Origin of the sequence: Streptomyces sp. NPDC057099 (assembly GCF_042671245.1) — a bacterium.
Taxonomy (GTDB): domain Bacteria; phylum Actinomycetota; class Actinomycetes; order Streptomycetales; family Streptomycetaceae; genus Streptomyces; species Streptomyces purpurascens.
On record NZ_JBHUTX010000004.1, the window covers coordinates 273,852 to 291,939 of the forward strand.

17 protein-coding genes are annotated in these 18,088 nt (G+C 70.5%); 11 read left to right on the forward strand and 6 right to left on the reverse strand.

Translation table 11 applies throughout. The annotated features are described in order from the left end of the window. The first annotated feature begins 66 nt into the window (after positions 1 to 66). The 7 genes from ACFT4A_RS07995 (at position 67) to ACFT4A_RS08025 (ending at position 6,740) form a co-directional block, all read left to right on the forward strand. Positions 67 to 1,200, forward strand: a complete 1,134-nt coding sequence (locus ACFT4A_RS07995; RefSeq protein WP_382826960.1) for a carbohydrate kinase family protein — start codon at positions 67 to 69, stop codon at positions 1,198 to 1,200. Between the two features lie 156 nt (positions 1,201 to 1,356). Then, positions 1,357 to 3,504: a PhoH family protein gene (locus ACFT4A_RS08000; RefSeq protein WP_382826962.1), complete on the forward strand. Its 2,148-nt coding sequence runs from the start codon at positions 1,357 to 1,359 to the stop codon at positions 3,502 to 3,504. A gap of 14 nt (positions 3,505 to 3,518) precedes the next feature. Further along, positions 3,519 to 4,016 (forward strand): rRNA maturation RNase YbeY, encoded by a 498-nt coding sequence (ybeY, locus tag ACFT4A_RS08005; RefSeq protein WP_184592507.1) that lies wholly within the window; start codon positions 3,519 to 3,521, stop codon positions 4,014 to 4,016. 11 nt (positions 4,017 to 4,027) lie between these two features. Beyond that, positions 4,028 to 5,332, forward strand: a complete 1,305-nt coding sequence (locus tag ACFT4A_RS08010; RefSeq protein WP_382826964.1) for a hemolysin family protein — start codon at positions 4,028 to 4,030, stop codon at positions 5,330 to 5,332. After that, positions 5,329 to 5,688, forward strand: coding sequence for an MmcQ/YjbR family DNA-binding protein (locus ACFT4A_RS08015; protein WP_382826966.1), 360 nt, complete (start codon positions 5,329 to 5,331; stop codon positions 5,686 to 5,688). The genes ACFT4A_RS08010 and ACFT4A_RS08015 overlap by 4 nt, the downstream gene beginning before the upstream one ends. 36 nt (positions 5,689 to 5,724) lie before the next feature. Then, the gene (locus tag ACFT4A_RS08020; protein ID WP_215121497.1) at positions 5,725 to 6,078 is read left to right on the forward strand and encodes a cytidine deaminase; all 354 of its coding nucleotides are present in this window, start codon (positions 5,725 to 5,727) and stop codon (positions 6,076 to 6,078) included. Positions 6,079 to 6,263: 185 nt separating this feature from the next. Next, the gene (locus ACFT4A_RS08025) at positions 6,264 to 6,740 is read left to right on the forward strand and encodes a hypothetical protein (RefSeq protein WP_382826968.1); all 477 of its coding nucleotides are present in this window, start codon (positions 6,264 to 6,266) and stop codon (positions 6,738 to 6,740) included. A 20-nt stretch (positions 6,741 to 6,760) separates the two neighbouring features. On the opposite strand, the gene ACFT4A_RS08030 is transcribed toward ACFT4A_RS08025, so the two are convergent. Together ACFT4A_RS08030 and ACFT4A_RS08035 are read right to left on the reverse strand one after the other, a co-directional pair. Further along, on the reverse strand, positions 6,761 to 7,099 hold the full coding sequence (locus tag ACFT4A_RS08030) for a P-II family nitrogen regulator (protein ID WP_114252339.1): 339 nt from the start codon (positions 7,097 to 7,099) through the stop codon (positions 6,761 to 6,763). After that, a complete protein-coding gene (locus ACFT4A_RS08035; RefSeq protein ID WP_382826970.1) occupies positions 7,096 to 8,406 on the reverse strand; it encodes an ammonium transporter in 1,311 nt (436 codons plus the stop codon). The genes ACFT4A_RS08030 and ACFT4A_RS08035 overlap by 4 nt, the downstream gene beginning before the upstream one ends. 172 nt (positions 8,407 to 8,578) lie before the next feature. Between ACFT4A_RS08035 and era the strand changes: the two genes are divergently transcribed. Beyond that, positions 8,579 to 9,541 (forward strand): GTPase Era, encoded by a 963-nt coding sequence (era, locus tag ACFT4A_RS08040; protein WP_189723452.1) that lies wholly within the window; start codon positions 8,579 to 8,581, stop codon positions 9,539 to 9,541. Positions 9,542 to 9,550: 9 nt separating this feature from the next. Here era and ACFT4A_RS08045 read toward each other — a convergent pair whose 3' ends face one another. The 4 genes from ACFT4A_RS08045 to ACFT4A_RS08060 form a co-directional block, all read right to left on the reverse strand. Beyond that, a complete protein-coding gene (locus ACFT4A_RS08045) occupies positions 9,551 to 9,994 on the reverse strand; it encodes an ATP-binding protein (protein WP_382826972.1) in 444 nt (147 codons plus the stop codon). Between the two features lie 159 nt (positions 9,995 to 10,153). Further along, entirely contained in the window at positions 10,154 to 11,485 is a 1,332-nt protein-coding gene (locus tag ACFT4A_RS08050) for a GH1 family beta-glucosidase (protein WP_382826974.1), read from the reverse strand. A gap of 57 nt (positions 11,486 to 11,542) precedes the next feature. Then, positions 11,543 to 11,809, reverse strand: a complete 267-nt coding sequence (locus tag ACFT4A_RS08055; RefSeq protein ID WP_382826976.1) for a protealysin inhibitor emfourin — start codon at positions 11,807 to 11,809, stop codon at positions 11,543 to 11,545. Positions 11,810 to 11,829: 20 nt separating this feature from the next. Beyond that, a complete protein-coding gene (locus tag ACFT4A_RS08060; protein ID WP_382826977.1) occupies positions 11,830 to 12,891 on the reverse strand; it encodes a M4 family metallopeptidase in 1,062 nt (353 codons plus the stop codon). Between the two features lie 331 nt (positions 12,892 to 13,222). Here ACFT4A_RS08060 and leuA point away from each other — a divergent pair, with 331 nt between their 5' ends. The 3 genes from leuA to ACFT4A_RS08075 all read left to right on the forward strand — a co-directional run bounded on the left by leuA (position 13,223) and on the right by ACFT4A_RS08075 (position 18,077). Next, positions 13,223 to 14,944 (forward strand): 2-isopropylmalate synthase, encoded by a 1,722-nt coding sequence (leuA, locus tag ACFT4A_RS08065; protein ID WP_382826979.1) that lies wholly within the window; start codon positions 13,223 to 13,225, stop codon positions 14,942 to 14,944. Positions 14,945 to 15,130: 186 nt separating this feature from the next. After that, entirely contained in the window at positions 15,131 to 15,829 is a 699-nt protein-coding gene (locus ACFT4A_RS08070) for a TerB family tellurite resistance protein (RefSeq protein WP_382826980.1), read from the forward strand. 154 nt (positions 15,830 to 15,983) lie between these two features. After that, on the forward strand, positions 15,984 to 18,077 hold the full coding sequence (locus ACFT4A_RS08075) for an MMPL family transporter (RefSeq protein ID WP_382826982.1): 2,094 nt from the start codon (positions 15,984 to 15,986) through the stop codon (positions 18,075 to 18,077). Positions 18,078 to 18,088: the final 11 nt, after the last annotated feature.

The following is an 18,088-nucleotide window of genomic DNA, read 5'->3' on the forward strand; positions in this document are numbered from 1 at the left end:
TCGGCGTCACGTTGTCGGTGGTGTGGTGCAGACTGGCCTGATCCGCACCACGTCAGGGAGCGCACCGTGATCGCGTCCACCGCCCCGGCCGGAAAGGGCCCGAGAAAGGGATCGCACCGCCAGAACCAGGTCGATCCCCTCGCCCCGCTGCGCGAGCCGGACGACCCGCCCTGGGATGTCTACCTCACCGGCACCGTCTTCCTCGACATCATCTTCACCGGGCTCGACTCCGCCCCGGTGCGCGGGACCGAGTCCTGGGCACGCGGGATGGGGTCGAGCCCCGGCGGCGTCGCCAACATGGCCACCGCCCTGGCCCGCCTCGGCCTCCGGACGTCCCTCGCGGCGGCCTTCGGCGACGACCACTACGGCGACTACTGCTGGGACGCCCTGGAGCACGGCGAGGGCATCGACCTCTCCCCGTCGCGCACGGTGCCCGGCTGGCACTCCCCGGTGACCGTCTCCATGGCGTACGAGGGGGAGCGCACGATGGTCTCGCACGGCCATGAGCCGCCCCTGGAGGAACCGGCCCCCGAGTGCCCGCCCCGCGCCCGTGCCGCCGTCGCCTCCCTCGCCCCGGGCGTCAGCGCGCCCTGGATCGCCCAGGCCGCGAGCAAGGGCACCCGGGTCTTCGGCGACGTCGGCTGGGACGACACCGGCGCGTGGGACCTGGCGGCACTGCCCGACCTGCGGCACTGCGAGGCCTTCCTGCCGAACGCGCAGGAGGCGATGCGGTACACCGGCGCCGACTGCCCGCGGGCCGCGGCGCACGCCCTGACCGAGTACGTGCCGCTCGCGGTGGTCACGCTCGGGGCGGACGGCGCGTACGCGGTGGACCGGCGTACGGGGGAGACCGCCGAGGTGCCGGCCATCGAGGTCGAGGCGCTCGACCCGACCGGGGCCGGTGACGTGTTCGTCGCCGGGTTCGTGACCGCGACGCTGGCGGACTGGCCGCTCGCGGACCGGCTGGCCTTCGCCGGGCTGACCGCGGCGCTGTCGGTGCAGGAGTTCGGCGGGTCCCTGTCGGCGCCGGGGTGGTCGGAGATCGCGGGGTGGTGGCGGAAGGTGCAGTCGGTCCAGGGACAGTCGGCGACGGCGTTGCGGCGGTACGGGTTCCTTGCGGGGCTGGTGCCGGAGAAGTTGGTCAGGCCCTGGCCGTTGCGGCGTGCCGTGCCGACGATCGGGTTCCGGCGCTCGGCGTGACCGGCCGGGTCAAGGCGAACTGCCGACCCGGTTTCCAACCCCACCCCTAAAAGCCCTACGGCGTTGTCAGTCCCCCGTCGTACCCTTGGAATCGCGAGGCCGCCCTCAGCTACGCGGCCGTGACGAGGAGGAACCGCAGGCCTTAAGCGCCGGCCCATGACTCAGACACCCACAGCTCACACCCCCGCGCAGGAGCAGGCGAGAGCGCAGTTCACCGTCCCCGCCCAGCACCCCATGGTGACCGTGCTGGGGTCCGGCGACAGCCTCCTGCGCGTGATCGAGAAGGCCTTCCCGGCGGCCGACATCCATGTCCGGGGCAATGAGATCAGCGCGGTCGGCGACCCAGCGGACGTCGCCCTCATTTCGCGCGTGTTCGACGAGATGATGCTCGTGCTCCGCACCGGGCAGCCGATGACGGAGGACGCAGTGGAACGCTCGATCGCCATGCTCAAGGCGAGCGAGAACGGGGAGAGCGACGGCCAGGAGACCCCGGCCGAGGTGCTCACGCAGAACATCCTGTCCTCGCGGGGCCGCACGATCCGCCCCAAGACGCTCAACCAGAAGCGCTACGTGGACGCGATCGACAAGCACACCATCGTCTTCGGCATCGGCCCCGCCGGCACCGGCAAGACGTACCTGGCGATGGCCAAGGCGGTGCAGGCCCTGCAGTCCAAGCAGGTCAACCGCATCATCCTGACCCGCCCGGCGGTCGAGGCCGGAGAGCGCCTCGGCTTCCTCCCGGGCACGCTCTACGAGAAGATCGACCCGTATCTGCGCCCTCTCTACGACGCGCTGCACGACATGCTCGACCCGGACTCGATCCCGCGGCTGATGGCGGCGGGGACGATCGAGGTGGCGCCGCTGGCATATATGAGGGGTCGCGCGCAGCCGACATTCACGAACGTCCTCACGCCGGACGGATGGCGCCCCATTGGTGACCTCAAGGTAGGTGACCTGGTCACTGGTTCGAACGGGGAACCGACTCCGGTCCTGGGCGTCTACCCGCAGGGCGAGAAGGACATCTACCGGGTCACCGCTCAGGACGGTTCCTGGACCTTGTGCTGCGGCGAGCACCTGTGGACCGTCAGGACACGTGACGACAAGCGCCGCGACAAGCCGTGGCGGGTCCTTGAGACCCAGGAGATGATCGGTAACCTGCGTGCCGCACATGCGCGCCGGTACGAGCTGCCGCTGCTTACCGCGCCAGTGCAGATGCCCGAGCGGGAGGTCCCGATGGACCCGTACGCGCTGGGGCTGCTGCTCGGTGACGGATGCCTGACCGGTTCCACCACACCCTCCTTCGCCTCGACGGACCCAGAGCTGGCCGAGGCTCTGGAGGCCGCGCTCCCGGGCATCGCCGTACGGCATCGTGGTGGCCCGGACTACGTGCTCAACCGTGTCAAGTCACCGGGCGATGTGGTCACGCTGGAGAATCCGATCACTCGTGTCCTGCGCGAGCTGGACCTCCTGCGCACGCGCTCCCATTCCAAGCTTGTCCCGGACGACTATCTGCACAACTCCGCCGAGGTCCGGCTGAGCCTGTTGCAGGGGCTCCTCGACTCCGACGGCGGCCCGGTCACGCAGAAGGACCGCACCTGTCGGATCCAGTACACGACGACGTCGATTCTGCTCCGTGACGATGTGATCGCTCTCGTCCAGTCGCTGGGTGGCGTCGCGTACACCCGCCGCAGGGCTGCTGAGGGCCGCAAGCCCGGCCTCGCGAACGGCCGGGAGGTCGCCTATCGCCACGACGCCCACATCATCGACATCCGGCTCCCCGAAGGGATCGAACCCTTCCGCCTCTCCCGTAAGCGAGACAAGTACCTCGCGGCCGGAGGGGGCGGGCGCCCGATGCGGTTCATCGACAGCATCGAGCCGGCGGGCCGCGAGGAGACGGTCTGTATCCAGGTGGCGGCCGAGGACTCGCTGTACATCACGCAGGACTACCTGCTGACGCACAACACCCTCAACGACGCCTTCATCATCCTGGACGAGGCCCAGAACACGAGCCCCGAACAGATGAAGATGTTCCTCACCCGCCTCGGCTTCGAATCGAAGATCGTGATCACGGGTGACGTGACGCAGGTCGACCTCCCGGACGGCACCAAGAGCGGTCTGCGGCAGGTGCAGGACATCCTGGAGGGCCTGGACGACGTCCACTTCTCCCGGCTGTCGTCGCAGGACGTGGTCCGGCACAAGCTGGTGGGCCGTATCGTCGACGCGTACGAGCAGTACGACACCAAGCACGGCACCCAGAACGGCGGGCACAAGAGCCGCGGCAAGTCCGTGCACAAGGGGAAGTAGAAAAGCACCACACCATGTCGATCGACGTCAACAACGAGTCCGGCACCGAGGTCGACGAGCAGGCGATCCTCGACATCGCCCGCTACGCGCTCGCTCGGATGCGCATCCACCCGCTCTCCGAGCTCTCGGTCATCGTCGTGGACGCCGACGCCATGGAGCAGCTCCACATCCAGTGGATGGACCTCCCCGGCCCCACGGATGTCATGTCCTTCCCGATGGACGAGCTGCGCCCGCCGTCCAAGGACGAGGACGAGCCGCCGCAGGGGCTGCTCGGCGACATCGTGCTCTGCCCCGAGGTCGCCACCAAGCAGGGCGCCGAGGCCGACACGCAGCACTCCATGGACGAGGAGCTCCAGTTGCTCACCGTCCACGGGGTGCTGCACCTGCTGGGCTATGACCACGAGGAACCGGACGAGAAGGCCGAGATGTTCGGCCTTCAGGCGGCCATCGTGGACGGCTGGCGCTCGGAGCGGGGCCTGACCGGCCCGTCCCCGGCGCCGACGGTCTCGTAGAGCCGCCGCCGATGAATCCGCAACTCGCCCTGGGCGCGGTCGCCCTGGTCGTCGTGGCCTGGCTCGCCGCCTGCGCGGAGGCGGGCCTCGCCCGCGTCTCCAGCTTCCGCGCCGAGGAGGCCGTACGCGGCGGCAGGCGCGGCAGCGCCAAGCTCTCCCAGGTGGCCGCCGACCCGACCCGCTATCTGAACGTGGCGCTGCTGGTGCGCGTCGCCTGCGAGATGGCCGCCGCCGCGCTGATCACCTACGGCTGCCTGATGGAGTTCGACAACACGACCGAGGCCCTCCTGATCGCCATCGCGGTCATGGTCCTCGTGTCGTACGTCGCCGTCGGGGTGTCCCCGCGCACCATCGGCCGCCAGCACCCGCTGAACACGGCGACGCTCTCGGCGTACGTCCTGGTGCCGCTGGCCCGGATCATGGGCCCCATCCCGTCGCTGCTCATCCTCATCGGCAACGCGCTCACCCCCGGCAAGGGCTTCCGCCGCGGTCCCTTCGCCTCCGAGGCGGAGCTGCGGGCGCTGGTCGACCTCGCCGAGAAGGAGTCCCTCATCGAGGACGAGGAGCGCCGCATGGTGCACTCGGTCTTCGAGCTGGGCGACACCCTCGTGCGGGAGGTCATGGTCCCGCGCACGGACCTGGTGGTCATCGAGCGGTTCAAGACCATCCGCCAGGCCCTCACCCTCGCCCTGCGCTCCGGCTTCTCCCGGATCCCGGTGACCGGCGAGAGCGAGGACGACATCGTCGGGATCGTGTATCTGAAGGACCTGGTCCGCAAGACGCACATCAGCCGCGAGGCGGAGTCCGAGCAGGTGTCCACGGCGATGCGCCCGGCGTTCTTCGTGCCCGACACCAAGAACGCGGGCGACCTGCTGCGCGAGATGCAGAAGGAGCGCAACCACGTCGCCGTCGCGGTCGACGAGTACGGCGGCACGGCCGGCATCGTCACCATCGAGGACATCCTCGAGGAGATCGTCGGCGAGATCACCGACGAGTACGACCGTGAGCTGCCGCCGGTGGAGGACCTCGGCAAGGACCGCTTCCGGGTCACCGCCCGGCTCGACATCGGCGACCTGGGCGACCTGTACGGCCTGGAGGAGTTCGACGACGAGGACGTCGAGACGGTCGGCGGTCTGCTGGCGAAGGCGCTGGGCCGGGTCCCCATCGCGGGTGCGTCGTCCGTGGTCGGTCTGCCCGACGGCCGGGAACTGCGGCTGACGGCGGAGGCCGCGGCCGGACGCCGCAACAAGATCGTGACGGTGCTCGCGGAGCCCGTGGAGCCGGCGGACGCCGCCCGGGAGGAGAAGCCGGAATGACCCCGCAGGAGCTGCGCGCGTTCTGCCTGTCCTTCAACGCGGCGGTCGAGGACTTCCCGTTCCGCCCGGAGATCTCGGTCTTCAAGGTCCAGGGCAAGCTGTTCGCCCTGTCGCATCTCGACGAGCGGCCCCTCAAGGTCAACCTCAAGTGCGACCCGGACGACGCGATCCGGCTGCGCGGCGAGCACGAGGGCCTGATCGTCCCCGGCTGGCACATGAACAAGCGGCACTGGAACACGGTCACGGCCGACGGCGGACTCCCGGACCGGCTGGTCCGGGAGCTCGTCGAGGACTCCTACGATCTCGTGGTCGCGGGCCTGCCGCGCGCGGACCGCCTCCGCCTCGACCGGCCCTGAGACCGGGCCGGGGCGGTCGCTACGTATGCTCGGATCATGACCGACAGCAGCGCGCTCGACCCCGAGGACCGCAAGATCGTCACCCTGGCCCGTTCCGCGCGGGCCCGCAACGGCGTGCCCGAGGGGGCGGCCGTACGGGACGAGACCGGACGTACGTATGTCGCGGGGACCGTGGCCCTCGACTCCCTGAAGCTCAGTGCCCTGCAGACGGCGGTGGCGATGGCGGTGGCCTCGGGGGCGACGTCCCTGGAGGCGGCGGCGGTCGTGACGGAAGCGGAGTCGCCCTCGGCCGAGGACCGGGCGGCGGTACGGGATCTCGGCGGGGCACAGACGCCGGTGTTGGTGGCCGGGCCCGACGGGACGGTCAGGGCCACCGTGACCGCCGGTTGACGGGTTGGCCGAACTTCGCTGTAACCGGCGGTAATTAGGCCAGTTTTCAACCTTGCCGCCGCCTGCCCCACACGCATCAATGGAACCGTCAGTTCCGACGGACCGTCAGGTTCGACTCTCGGCAGTGTGTCCGCATCCACGTGCCGAGCGGTCCACCCCCCCCACGGAAACGGAGCCGGAATCCCATGAGATGCAAGCGAATCGCAGCAGGTGCGGCACTGGCGGCCGGGGCTCTCGCGGTCAGCGGGCTCGCCTTCGCCCCCGCCGCTCTCGCCGTCACCCCCCAGACGGCGACGATCAGCGCGGACTGCGGCACCTTCGGCAGCGGCGAGGCCACCCTCACGGCCACGCAGAACGGCACCGCCGCCACCGTCACCGTCAAGTCCTCGGCGATCACCGCGCCGATCGCCCTGGGCGCGGACTCGATCACGTCCTCGCTCACGCTGGTGAAGTCCGGCGGCGGCACCGTCGCCTTCACCGGCACCAAGAACCCGGCGATGGCCGCCGGCGCTCCCGTCGAGGTCGGCCCCCTCAGCGGCACCGTGGCCTCCGGCGACAGCCTGGAGGCCTTCGGCGGCTCGCTGAAGATGACCGTCTTCGGCATCACCATCACCTGCACGGCGACCGGGCCGCAGTCGCCGGGCCCGTTCGTGTTCGACTGATCCCGAGGGCCGGGCGCGACCTACAGCGCGTCCGGCCCGCGCTCGCCCGTCCGCACCCGTACGACGGTGTCGACGGGCAGCGCCCACACCTTCCCGTCGCCGATCTTGCCGGTGTGCGCGGCCCTGACGACCGCGTCGATGACGGCCTCGGCGTCCGCGTCCTCGACGACGACCTCGATACGGACCTTCGGCACCAGGTCGACCTGGTACTCGGCGCCGCGGTACACCTCGGTGTGGCCGCGCTGCCGGCCGTAGCCGCTGGCCTCGCTCACGGTCAGGCCGTGCACGCCGAGTTCCTGCAGGGCGTTCTTGACCTCGTCGAGGCGGTACGGCTTGACGATCGCGGTGATGAGCTTCATGCCTGGGGGGTGACCTTCTGGGCGTGGGGGACGACGGAGGAGGAGACCGGGGCGCCGTGGCCCAGGACCCCGTGATCGTAGGCGGTCTCGGCGTGCACCGTAAGGTCCAGGCCGGTCTGCTCCTGCTCCTCGCTCGCGCGGAAGCCCATGGTGACGTCGATCAGCTTGCCGATGCCGTACGTCACGGCGAACGCGTACACCGCCACCACGACCACGGCCAGCAGCTGCTTGCCCAGCTGGGCGAGGCCGCCGCCGTAGAGGAGGCCCTCGGCGCCGCCGGTCATCGAGTCGACGGCGAAGACGCCGATGAGGAGCGTGCCGATGACACCGCCGACCAGGTGGACGCCGACGACGTCCAGGGAGTCGTCGTAGTTCAGCTTGAACTTCCAGCTCACGGCGTACGAGCAGACGGCACCGGCGGTGAGGCCGACGACCAGGGCGCCGAGCAGGGAGACCGAGCCGCAGGACGGCGTGATGGCGACCAGGCCGGCGACCGCGCCGGACGCGGCGCCCAGGGTCGTGGGGTGGCCGTCGCGCTTCTGCTCGACGAAGAGCCAGCCGAGCAGGCCGGTGCAGCCCGCGGCGAGGGTGTTGAGGAAGGCCGCGGCCGCGAGGCCGTTGGCGCCGAGGGCGGATCCGGCGTTGAAGCCGAACCAGCCGAACCAGAGCAGACCGGCGCCCATCATCACCATGGGCAGGTTGTGCGGGCGCATGGAGTCCTTCTTGAAGCCCAGACGCGGGCCCAGGACCAGGCACAACGCGAGTCCCGAGGCGCCGGAGACGATCTCGACGGGCAGGCCGCCGGCGAAGTCGAGGGCGCCGAGCTTCTCCAGGATCCAGCCACCGGGTCCCCACACCCAGTGCGCCACCGGAACGTATACGAGCAGCGCCCACACCGGCACGAAGACCAGCCACGCCCCGAACTTCGCCCGGTCCGCGACCGCGCCGCTGACCAGGGCGGCCGTGATGATCGCGAAGGTGAGCTGGAAGGTGGCGAAGAGGAGCGTGGGGACGGTCCCCTGGACACTGTCCGGGCCGAGCCCGCTCATCCCGATGTGCTCAAGCCCGCCGATGAGACCGCCCCCGGCGTCCTCCCCGAAGGTGAGGGAGAACCCGGCCGCCAGCCAGACCACCGTCACCAGGGCGATCGACACGAAGCTCATCATCAGCATGTTGAGCACGCTCTTCGTGCGGACCATGCCGCCGTAGAAGAGGGCCAGGCCGGGAGTCATCAGCAGGACGAGGGCGGTGGCGGCGAGCAGCCAGGCGGTGTCGCCGGTGTCGGCGCTTGCGGCGGCCAAGGACACGGTGTCTCCAACAGGGTGGGGCTCCGGGGGTTCGTCAGAGGTTCACCGGCGTCCGTTTCCGGTTGCGTACGGGTGTGTTTCCGTGACGTTTCGTTGCGTGAGGGTTTCCGGGAGCTCACGGGGCGGAGGGCGTTCGGGCGCCTGTGCGGCGGGGCTCTGTGGATCAGGGAGAATGGGCGCCATGAGCGTTCGTACCCAGTCATCCGAAGAGCCGGCCGAAGCTGTCCACAGGGCTGGCTTCGCCTGCTTCGTGGGCCGTCCCAACGCGGGCAAGTCCACCCTCACGAATGCTCTGGTCGGCCAGAAGGTGGCGATCACGGCGAACCAGCCGCAGACGACGCGGCACACCGTGCGGGGCATCGTGCACCGCCCGGACGCGCAGTTGATCCTGGTCGACACCCCGGGGCTGCACAAGCCGCGCACGCTGCTGGGTGAGCGGCTGAACGACGTCGTGCGCACGACGTGGGCCGAGGTGGACGTGATCGGCTTCTGTCTGCCGGCGAACGAGAAGCTCGGCCCCGGCGACCGCTTCATCGCGAAGGAACTGGCGTCCATCAAGAAGACGCCGAAGATCGCGATCGTCACGAAGACCGACCTGGTGGACGGCAAGACGCTCGCCGAGCAGCTCATCGCGATCGACCAGCTCGGCAAGGAGCTCGGCTTCGAGTGGGCGGAGATCGTCCCGGTGTCGGCGGTCGGGGACAAGCAGGTGAACCTGCTGGCCGACCTGATCGTCCCGCTCCTGCCGGAGGGCCCCGCGCTCTACCCCGAGGGCGACCTGACCGACGAGCCCGAGCAGGTCATGATCGCGGAGCTGATCCGGGAGGCCGCGCTGGAGGGCGTCCGCGACGAGCTGCCGCACTCCATCGCCGTGGTCGTCGAGGAGATGCTCCCCCGCGAGGACCGCCCCGCCGACAAGCCCCTCCTCGACATCCACGCCTTCGTCTACATCGAGCGCCCCAGCCAGAAGGGCATCATCATCGGCCCCAAGGGCAAGCGCCTGAAGGACGTCGGCATCAAGTCCCGCAAACAGATCGAGGCCCTGCTGGGCACGCCTGTCTTCCTGGACCTGCACGTGAAGGTCGCCAAGGACTGGCAGCGGGATCCGCGGCAGTTGCGCAAGCTGGGGTTCTGAGGCTCGTTCCTACGGCGTCGCCAGGCTCGCCCAGACCGCGTTGCCGCCGGTGAGGGTCGAGCGGGTGATGCCCCAGTTCTCCGCTATCTCCCGGACGAGCAGCAGGCCGCGGCCGTTCTCGTCGTCGAGGCCGGGGCGGCGGTCGGGGATGCCGCGGCCCGAGCGGTCGCCGTCGTGCACCTCGAGACGGAAGCGCGCGTCGGGCATCAGCCCGACGCCGCACAGGATCCGCTCACTGAGCGTGTGCAGCACCGCGTTGGTCACCAGCTCGGACATGAGCAGGACGGCGTTCGCGCACACCTCGTCGGGCGCCTGCCACGAGTCCAGCCGTGCCCGGAGGGCATGACGGGCGCTTCTGACGCTGGTCCGGTGCGGCGGCAGTTCCAGCCAGTGGGTGAGGCCCGGGCGCACCGCGTCCAGGAACCGGGGGATGGACGTCGTGTGGGGGGACACGGCAGTCGCCTTCCGTGGGGGGTGGGAAGGGGCGAGGCGGACAACGGACCGGCCGGGAGTGGGGAGTGGGGTTCCGGCCCTGGTCTCGCAAGTAATCATGCTCGCAGAGCAGTTCACCCTGCAACCATCCCCGGCCCGGCCCGTGGCCCGGCGTGGGCGTCAGACCGTAGCGCCCGTGGCGTTCTGGGCCTTCAGCAGCTCCCGGTACCAGCGGTACGACGACTTCGGGGTCCGCTCCTGGGTCTCGAAGTCGACATGGACCAGGCCGAAGCGGCGCGCGTAGCCCTCCGCCCACTCGAAGTTGTCGAGCAGGGACCAGACGAAGTAGCCGCGCACGTCGACGCCCGCCTCCAGCGCCCGGTGCAGCGCCCGGACGTGGCCGTCCAGGTAGGCGACGCGGTCCTGGTCGTCGACGCCCGGGTAGGAGCAGCCGTTCTCGGTGATGACGACGGGCGGGAGCCGGTCGCCGTAGCGCTCGCGGAAGCCGGTGAGCAGTTCGGTGAGGCCCTCGGGTACGACCGGCCAGCCGAAGTCCGTGACCGGGTGGCCTGCGATCTCGCGGACGGAGAAGGGAAGTTCGGCGGGCATGGAGACGCCGCCGAACTCGATCTCCGTGCCCTGCGGGGCGCCCACCCGGGTCGGCGCGTAGTAGTTGACGCCGTACCAGTCGAGCGGCTCGGCGATCACCTTCAGGTCGGCCTCGACGTCCCCGGGCATCAGCTCGCCGATGCCGTCCGGGTAGCGGCCCAGCAGCAGCGGGTCGGCGAAGAGGCGGTTCAGCAGCAGGTCGTAGAACTCGGCCGCCTCCACGTCCGCCGCCTCGGTCGACGCGGCCCAGGTCGGACCGTGCGAGTTGGCGACGCCGATGTCCGTGGCACCAGAGGCGCGCAGGGCCCGGACGGCCAGACCGTGGGCCAGCAGCTGGTGATGCGCGACCGGCAGCGCGTCGAACAGCAGCTTCCGGCCCGGCGCGTGCACGCCCAGGGCGTGGCCCAGCAGGGTGTGCTCGGCGGGCTCGTTCAGGGTGATCCACTTGGTCACCCGGTCACCGAGGCGCTCGGCGACCAGCGACACGTACTCGGCGAAGCGCGCGGCCGTGTCCCGCTCCAGCCAGTCCAGGTCCGCCGGCAGATCCCAGTGGAACAGGGTCGGCACCGGGCGGACGCCGGCCGCGCACAGGTCGTCCACCAGCCGGTCGTAGAAGTCCAGGCCCTTCTCGGAGCGCACCCGCGGCCAGGAGACCGAGAAGCGGTACGCGTTCACGCCGAGGTCCGCCAGCAGCGCCACGTCCTCGCGGTGGCGGTGGACATGGTCGCAGGCCACCGCCGCCGTCGAGCCGTCCTTGATCCGCCCCGGCTCGGCCGTGAAGGCGTCCCACACGGACGGCTCGCGCGCGTCCACCGCGCCCTCGATCTGGTGCGCCGAGGTGGACACGCCCCAGAGGAAGCCGGCCGGGAAACGGGGGATCGGGTTGCCTGCGTCAGTCGCCATGCGCGGATCATCCGTACCGGTGGTAACTCAAGTCAACAGGCCGCCGCCCGGGACCTGTTACGCCCCCTCCTTGAGGACCCACGAGATCAGCCTGCGCTGCTCGTCCGTCAGCCGGGGATCAGAGCAGTAGACCGTCGTGTCGTCCACCGTGATCTGGTAGCTGAAACCGTCCGGCACCCCGATCGGCGGAGTGCCCCGGCCGGCGGCCACCGCCTGCTCGGCCAGGGCGTGCCACTCGGCGGCATCGGGTCGGCCCGAGGTGTCCACCTCGGCATGCCGCTCGATACCCGCGAACCCGCCTGTGCGCCTCACCTGAATCCGCATGGCACCTGTCTAGTACGGAACTACAGGGTCCGCACCCCGACCTGCTCCCAGGCCTTCGACACGGCGTCCAGCTCCTCCCCGTCGCCGAAGCGCTCCCGGGCGGCCTTGACGGTGAGCGTGGCGAAGTCGGTGAACATCGCCTTCTCCTTCAGCTCGCCGCCGGTCAGCACGTCGTACCAGACCTGCCCCGCCCGCTCCCAGGCATGGCCGCCGAGGGCCGTGGCAGCCAGGTAGAAGGCGTGGTTGGGGATGCCCGAGTTGATGTGGACGCCGCCGTTGTCGCGGCCGGTGCGGACGAAGTCGTCCATGGTCGCGGGCTGCGGGTCCTTGCCGAGGACGTCGTCGTCGTACGCCGTGCCCGGCTCCTTCATGGAGCGCAGCGCCACGCCCGTCACGCGCGGGGCGAGCAGGCCCGCGCCGATCAGCCAGTCGGCCTCGGCGGCGGTCTGGCCGAGCGTGTACTGCTTGATCAGCGCGCCGAAGACGTCCGACACGGACTCGTTCAGCGCGCCGGGCTGGCCGAAGTACGTGAGGTTCGCGGTGTACTGCGTGACGCCGTGGACGAGCTCGTGGCCGATGACGTCGATCGGGATGGTGAAGTCGAGGAAGATCTCCCCGTCGCCGTCCCCGAAGACCATCTGCTCGCCGTTCCAGAAGGCGTTGTTGTAGTCGCGGTCGTAGTGCACGGTCGCGTCCAGCGGCAGGCCGTTCCCGTCGATCGAGTCGCGCTGGTACGCCGTGAGGAGCAGCTCGAAGGTGGCGCCGAGGCCGGCGTAGGCGCGGTTGACCGTGGCGTCCTTGCCGGGCTTGTCGCCCTCGCCGCGGACCTTGTGGCCGGGCAGGTCGGTGCCGTGCCGGGCGTCGTGGACCGTGCGCTGCGGCTTGCCGTCGGCGACCGAGGCGACGGCGCTCGCGCCGATGACCGTGGTGAGGCGGCGCTGGGTGCGCTCGAAGGCGTCGCGCTGCAGGGTGCGGCGGGCGGGTCCGGCCAGCGCGGGGTCCTCGGCCTGGGAGAGCTTGTCGAGGACATGGGGCGGAACGATGGTGCAGAAGACGGGCTCGAAGCCCCCGTGAGTCGTCATGACCGGCACCCTTGCACTGCGTGACAGGGCTGTCACTAGTCGCCACCATGATTGGTGAAATACGCGGACAAGCGACTTCACGCTCCGTGGTTGAGTGGTATGGCAAGTGGTATAGCGCACTTTTTGTCCCATATGCGCGCCCGGTCCCGCATACTGATACGGATCCGCACACCTGGAGGGCCTCGGCTAGCATGCTGCGCATCATGCGTTTCGGGCTGCTTCTCCTTAGCTGCCGCGGCGAGGGCCTGTAGTCGAGGCCGACTCCCTCCCCGCGGAGCTTGGTGCTGCGTCGTCGGCCGTCCATCCGGACATCCTGAGGAGCCCCCGCATCATGGCGAACCGCCAGCAGCCCAGCACCATGCCGATCCACAAGTACGGCCGCTACGAGCAGGTCGACATCCCGGACCGCACCTGGCCGGCCAACCGGATCACCACCGCCCCCCGCTGGCTCTCCACCGACCTGCGCGACGGCAACCAGGCGCTGATCGACCCCATGTCGCCCGCGCGCAAGCGCGCCATGTTCGACCTGCTGGTCAAGATGGGCTACAAGGAGATCGAGGTCGGCTTCCCGGCCTCCGGCCAGACCGACTTCGACTTCGTGCGCTCCATCATCGAGGAGCCGGGCGCGATCCCCGACGACGTCACCATCTCCGTACTGACCCAGGCCCGTGAGGACCTGATCGAGCGCACGGTGGAGTCCCTGAAGGGCGCCAAGCGCGCCACGGTCCACCTGTACAACGCCACGGCCCCCGTCTTCCGCCGGGTCGTCTTCCGCGGCTCCAAGGACGACATCAAGCAGATCGCCGTGGACGGTACGCGGCTGGTGATGGAGTACGCGGAGAAGCTGCTGGGCCCTGAGACCGAGTTCGGGTACCAGTACAGCCCCGAGATCTTCACCGACACCGAGCTGGACTTCGCGCTGGAGGTCTGCGAGGCGGTGATGGACGTCTACCAGCCCGGTCCGGGCCGCGAGATCATCCTCAACCTGCCGGCGACCGTCGAGCGCTCCACGCCCTCCACCCACGCGGACCGCTTCGAGTGGATGAGCCGCAACGTCTCCCGCCGCGAGCACGTCGTCATCTCCGTCCACCCGCACAACGACCGCGGCACGGCCGTCGCCGCCGCCGAGCTGGCCCTGATGGCCGGCGCCGACCGCGTCGAGGGCTGCCTGTTCGGACAGGGCGAGCGCACCGGCAACGTCGACCTGGTCACCCTGGGCATGAACCTCTTCTCCCAGGGCGTCGACCCGCAGATCGACTTCTCCGACATCGACGAGATCCGTCGTACGTGGGAGTACTGCAACCAGATGGAGGTCCACCCGCGCCACCCGTACGTGGGCGACCTGGTCTACACGTCCTTCTCCGGCTCCCACCAGGACGCCATCAAGAAGGGCTTCGACGCCATGGAGGCCGACGCCGCCGCCAAGGGCGTCACCGTCGACGACATCGAGTGGGCGGTGCCCTACCTGCCGATCGACCCCAAGGACGTCGGCCGTTCCTACGAGGCGGTCATCCGGGTCAACTCGCAGTCCGGCAAGGGCGGTATCGCCTACGTCCTGAAGAACGACCACAAGCTGGAACTGCCGCGCCGGATGCAGATCGAGTTCTCCAAGCTCATCCAGGCGAAGACGGACGCCGAGGGCGGCGAGATCACCCCGAAGGCCATCTGGGGTGCCTTCGAGGACGAGTACCTGCCCAACCCCGAGAACCCCTGGGGCCGGATCCAGGTCAAGAACAACCAGTCGACCACCGACACCGACGGCGTGGACACGCTGAAGGTGGAGGCCACGGTCGACGGCCAGGACACCGTGCTGACCGGCTCGGGCAACGGCCCGATCTCGGCCTTCTTCGACGCCCTGCAGTCCGTCGGCATCGACGTACGCCTGCTGGACTACCAGGAGCACACGATGAGCGAGGGCGCCTCCGCACAGGCGGCCTCCTACATCGAATGCGCGATCGACGACAAGGTCCTGTGGGGGATCGGAATCGACGCGAACACCACGCGCGCCTCCCTGAAGGCGGTCGTCTCGGCCGTCAACCGCGCGACGCGCTGACCAGTCGTAACGGGGATTGTGGGGCTCTGCCCGCCGTTGTCCGGCGGGTGGAGCCCCGTCACATACCGGCCAATCCCTGTGAGGGTCACGGAAAGGTCTCCTCCGGGGTGCTGACTCCTCCTCATGGATGTGGCTAACATCACGCAAGCGCGGCGACGCTGCCGTGCGGCGTGACGGAGGTGCGACGTGCTGCCAGGACGGGGACGAAACGGCCATGCCGCCAGGTTTTCGAGCATCCTGGGCACCCGTATCGCATGGACGGCCGCCGGTGACGGGGAGTTCTTCTGCCCCGGCTGCGGCGGCGACCGCAACTACCAGCGGCTGACCGGACAGCGCCGCTTCACCCTGCTCGGCCTGCCCGTGCTGCCGCGCGGCGAGACCGGCCCGGTCGTGGAGTGCGCCGCCTGCCGTCGCCACTTCGGCACGGACGTCCTCGACCATCCGACGACCACCCGCTTCTCCGCGATGCTCCGCGACGCCGTGCACACCGTCGCCCTCGCGGTACTGGCCGCGGGCGGCACCGGTGCCCGTACGGCGCTGGAGGCCGCCGTGCTGGCCGTGCGCGCGGCCGGCTTCGACGACTGCACGGAGGAGCAGCTGGCCGCCCTCGTCGAGGCGCTGGAGGCCGACACCGGCCGGATCACCGGCGAGCCCTGCGGTGCCGGGCTGGCCATAGAGCTGCACGAGGCCCTGGACCCGCTCGCCCCGCACCTCGCCACCGTCGGCCGCGAATCGATCCTGCTCCAGGGCGCCCGCATCGCCCTGGCGGACGGGCCGTACACCCCGGCCGAGCGGGACGTCCTCGCGACGGTGGGGGCGGCGCTGACCATCTGCCCGGACGACGTGACCCGGCTGCTGGCGGCCGCCGCGCGTACGCCGTCGTAGGACACGTCCCCGCGTTACTCCCCGGGGAGTAGTCCGCGGCCCGTGCCGCCCCGGGCAGTAGCCCTCAACTCGGCCTCGCGCCCGACGAACCCGCCCCCGCGCGCCGGGAGTCTGGAGAGCGTTCCAGACACCCGACCCGGAGGGAGCCCGGCTGATGGGGGACACAAGGACACGTACGCGGCGACGGGCCGTGCCCTGGGTGGTGGTCGGACTGTGGCTGGCCGCCCTCGTACTGCTCGGGCCGCTCGCCGGGAAGTTCGCCGGCATCCAGCAGAACCGCGCGGTCGACTACCTGCCCGACAGCGCCGACTCCACCCAGGTGGCCCGCGTCCAGGACCGGCTGCCCGGCGGGGAGTCGACCGACCTGGTGCTCGTCTACCACCGGGACGGCGGCCTGACCGACGCCGACCGGCGCACCGCCGCCGAGCAGGTCGCCGAGGTGAGCGGCGCCTACGACCTGACGGGCGGCGAGGTGCGGGGCGTTCCGTCGAAGGACGGCTCCACCCTGATGTACCCGGTCTCCAGCACCCAGCCGGGCCAGGACGAGGAGGCCCGGGACGCCTTCGTCGACGGAGTGCGCGACATCGCCGAGGGCGGCGGCGGGCTGAGCGCCGAGGTCGGCGGGCCGGGGGCGCTGAACACCGACATGAACAAGGTGTTCGGGACGCTCGACGCCACCCTGCTGCTCGCCACGCTCGGCGTCGTCACCGTGCTGCTGATCCTCATCTACCGCAGCCCCTTCCTGTGGCTGGTCCCGCTCGCCGTCGCCGGCGTCGCCGCCGCCACGGCGATGGCCGCCGGATACGGACTCCACGAACTGTTCGACGTCACCGTCACCGGCCAGAGCGGCGGTGTGATGACCGTGCTCGTCCTCGGCGCCGGCACCGACTACGCGCTGCTGATCGTCTCCCGCTACCGCGAGGAACTGCGGCGCCACGAGCGGCCGTACGACGCCATGCGCGCCGCCCTGCGCGGCTGCGGTCCGGCGGTCCTCGCCTCCTCGGGGACCGTCGCGGCCGGGCTGCTGTGCCTGCTCGCCGCCGACCTCAACAGCAGCAGCGGCATGGGGCCGGTCGGCATGGTCGGCGTCCTCGCCGCGCTGGTCGCCATGACGACCCTGCTGCCCGCGGTGCTGGTCCTGCTCGGGCGGCGCGTCTTCTGGCCGCTGATCCCCGCGTTCGGGAGCGAGCCGAAGGCCCGGCGGTCGCTGTTCGCCGCGATGGGCACGTCGGCGACGCGCCGGCCCGCCACGGTGCTGGTCGGCGGGGGCGTGCTGCTCGGCGCCCTCGCGCTCGGCACGTTCAATCTGTCCGGCGGTATCAAGCAGGAGGACTCGTTCACCGAGCGGCCCGAGTCGATCACCGCGATGCGGACGCTGGCGCAGGAGTATCCCGAGCGCAGCAGCCGCCCCGTGACGGTCATGGCGCCCGAGGGACGGGCCGGGGCGGTGGCGGAGCGGGCCCGTGCGACCGACGGGGTCGCCGAGGTGGTTCCCGGGCGGAGTGGTTCCGGGTGGACGGAGATCGCCGTCTTCACGACCGCCGCGCCCGAGACGTCGTCGGAGACCCGGACCATCGAGGCGTTGCGGGACGGGCTGGATCCTCAGGGCGCGTATGTCGGCGGGCCCAGCGCCCAGCAGATCGACCTGGCCGACAGTGAGTCCCGGGACCGCAAGGTGGTCGTGCCGTTGGTGCTCGTCGCCGTGTTCGTCATCCTCGTCGGCCTGTTGCGCAGCCTCGTCGCGCCGTTGCTGCTGCTGGCGGCGGTGGTCGCGGTGTGGGGTGCGGCGCTGGGCATCGGCGGGCTGGTGTTCGAGCCGGTGTTCGGGTTCGGTGGTACGGATGCGGGGCTCGGGTTGCTGTCCTTCGTGTTCCTGGTGGCGCTCGGGGTGGATTACGGCATCTTCCTGATGCACCGGATGCGGGAGGAGTCGGTGCGGGGGGTCGAGCCGGAGGTGGCCGCGTTGACCGCGTTGCGGACGACGGGTGGGGTGATCGCCTCGGCGGGGGTGGTGCTCGCGGCGACGTTCGCGGTGCTGACGACCTTGCCGATGGTCGGTCTGGTGGAACTCGGGTTCGTCATCGCTGTGGGGGTGTTGCTGGATACGTTCCTGGTGCGTACGTACTTGGTGACGACGGCGAGTGTGCTGTTGCGGCGGCGGGTGTGGTGGCCGGGGAAGCTCTCGCGTGCACCGGAACCGGTCGTTGAGGCCGAGCCGGGGCGCGTGCGCACGCCCGCCCGCCGCTAGCTGAGGATGTG

What these genes read in the sequence shown, in the direction of transcription:
- ACFT4A_RS08020 (WP_215121497.1), top strand. Translation starts at nt 5,725, where the DNA reads ATGACCGACAGCAGCGCGCTCGACCCCGAGGACCGCAAGATCGTCACC.
- ACFT4A_RS08025 (WP_382826968.1), top strand. Translation starts at nt 6,264, where the DNA reads ATGAGATGCAAGCGAATCGCAGCAGGTGCGGCACTGGCGGCCGGGGCT.
- ACFT4A_RS08075 (WP_382826982.1), top strand. Translation starts at nt 15,984, where the DNA reads ATGGGGGACACAAGGACACGTACGCGGCGACGGGCCGTGCCCTGGGTG.
- era (WP_189723452.1), top strand. Translation starts at nt 8,579, where the DNA reads ATGGGCGCCATGAGCGTTCGTACCCAGTCATCCGAAGAGCCGGCCGAA.
- ACFT4A_RS08050 (WP_382826974.1), bottom strand. Translation starts at nt 11,485, where the DNA reads ATGGCGACTGACGCAGGCAACCCGATCCCCCGTTTCCCGGCCGGCTTC.
- ACFT4A_RS08060 (WP_382826977.1), bottom strand. Translation starts at nt 12,891, where the DNA reads ATGACGACTCACGGGGGCTTCGAGCCCGTCTTCTGCACCATCGTTCCG.
- ACFT4A_RS08000 (WP_382826962.1), top strand. Translation starts at nt 1,357, where the DNA reads ATGACTCAGACACCCACAGCTCACACCCCCGCGCAGGAGCAGGCGAGA.
- ybeY (WP_184592507.1), top strand. Translation starts at nt 3,519, where the DNA reads ATGTCGATCGACGTCAACAACGAGTCCGGCACCGAGGTCGACGAGCAG.
- ACFT4A_RS08030 (WP_114252339.1), bottom strand. Translation starts at nt 7,099, where the DNA reads ATGAAGCTCATCACCGCGATCGTCAAGCCGTACCGCCTCGACGAGGTC.
- ACFT4A_RS08015 (WP_382826966.1), top strand. Translation starts at nt 5,329, where the DNA reads ATGACCCCGCAGGAGCTGCGCGCGTTCTGCCTGTCCTTCAACGCGGCG.
- ACFT4A_RS08055 (WP_382826976.1), bottom strand. Translation starts at nt 11,809, where the DNA reads ATGCGGATTCAGGTGAGGCGCACAGGCGGGTTCGCGGGTATCGAGCGG.
- leuA (WP_382826979.1), top strand. Translation starts at nt 13,223, where the DNA reads ATGGCGAACCGCCAGCAGCCCAGCACCATGCCGATCCACAAGTACGGC.
- ACFT4A_RS08010 (WP_382826964.1), top strand. Translation starts at nt 4,028, where the DNA reads ATGAATCCGCAACTCGCCCTGGGCGCGGTCGCCCTGGTCGTCGTGGCC.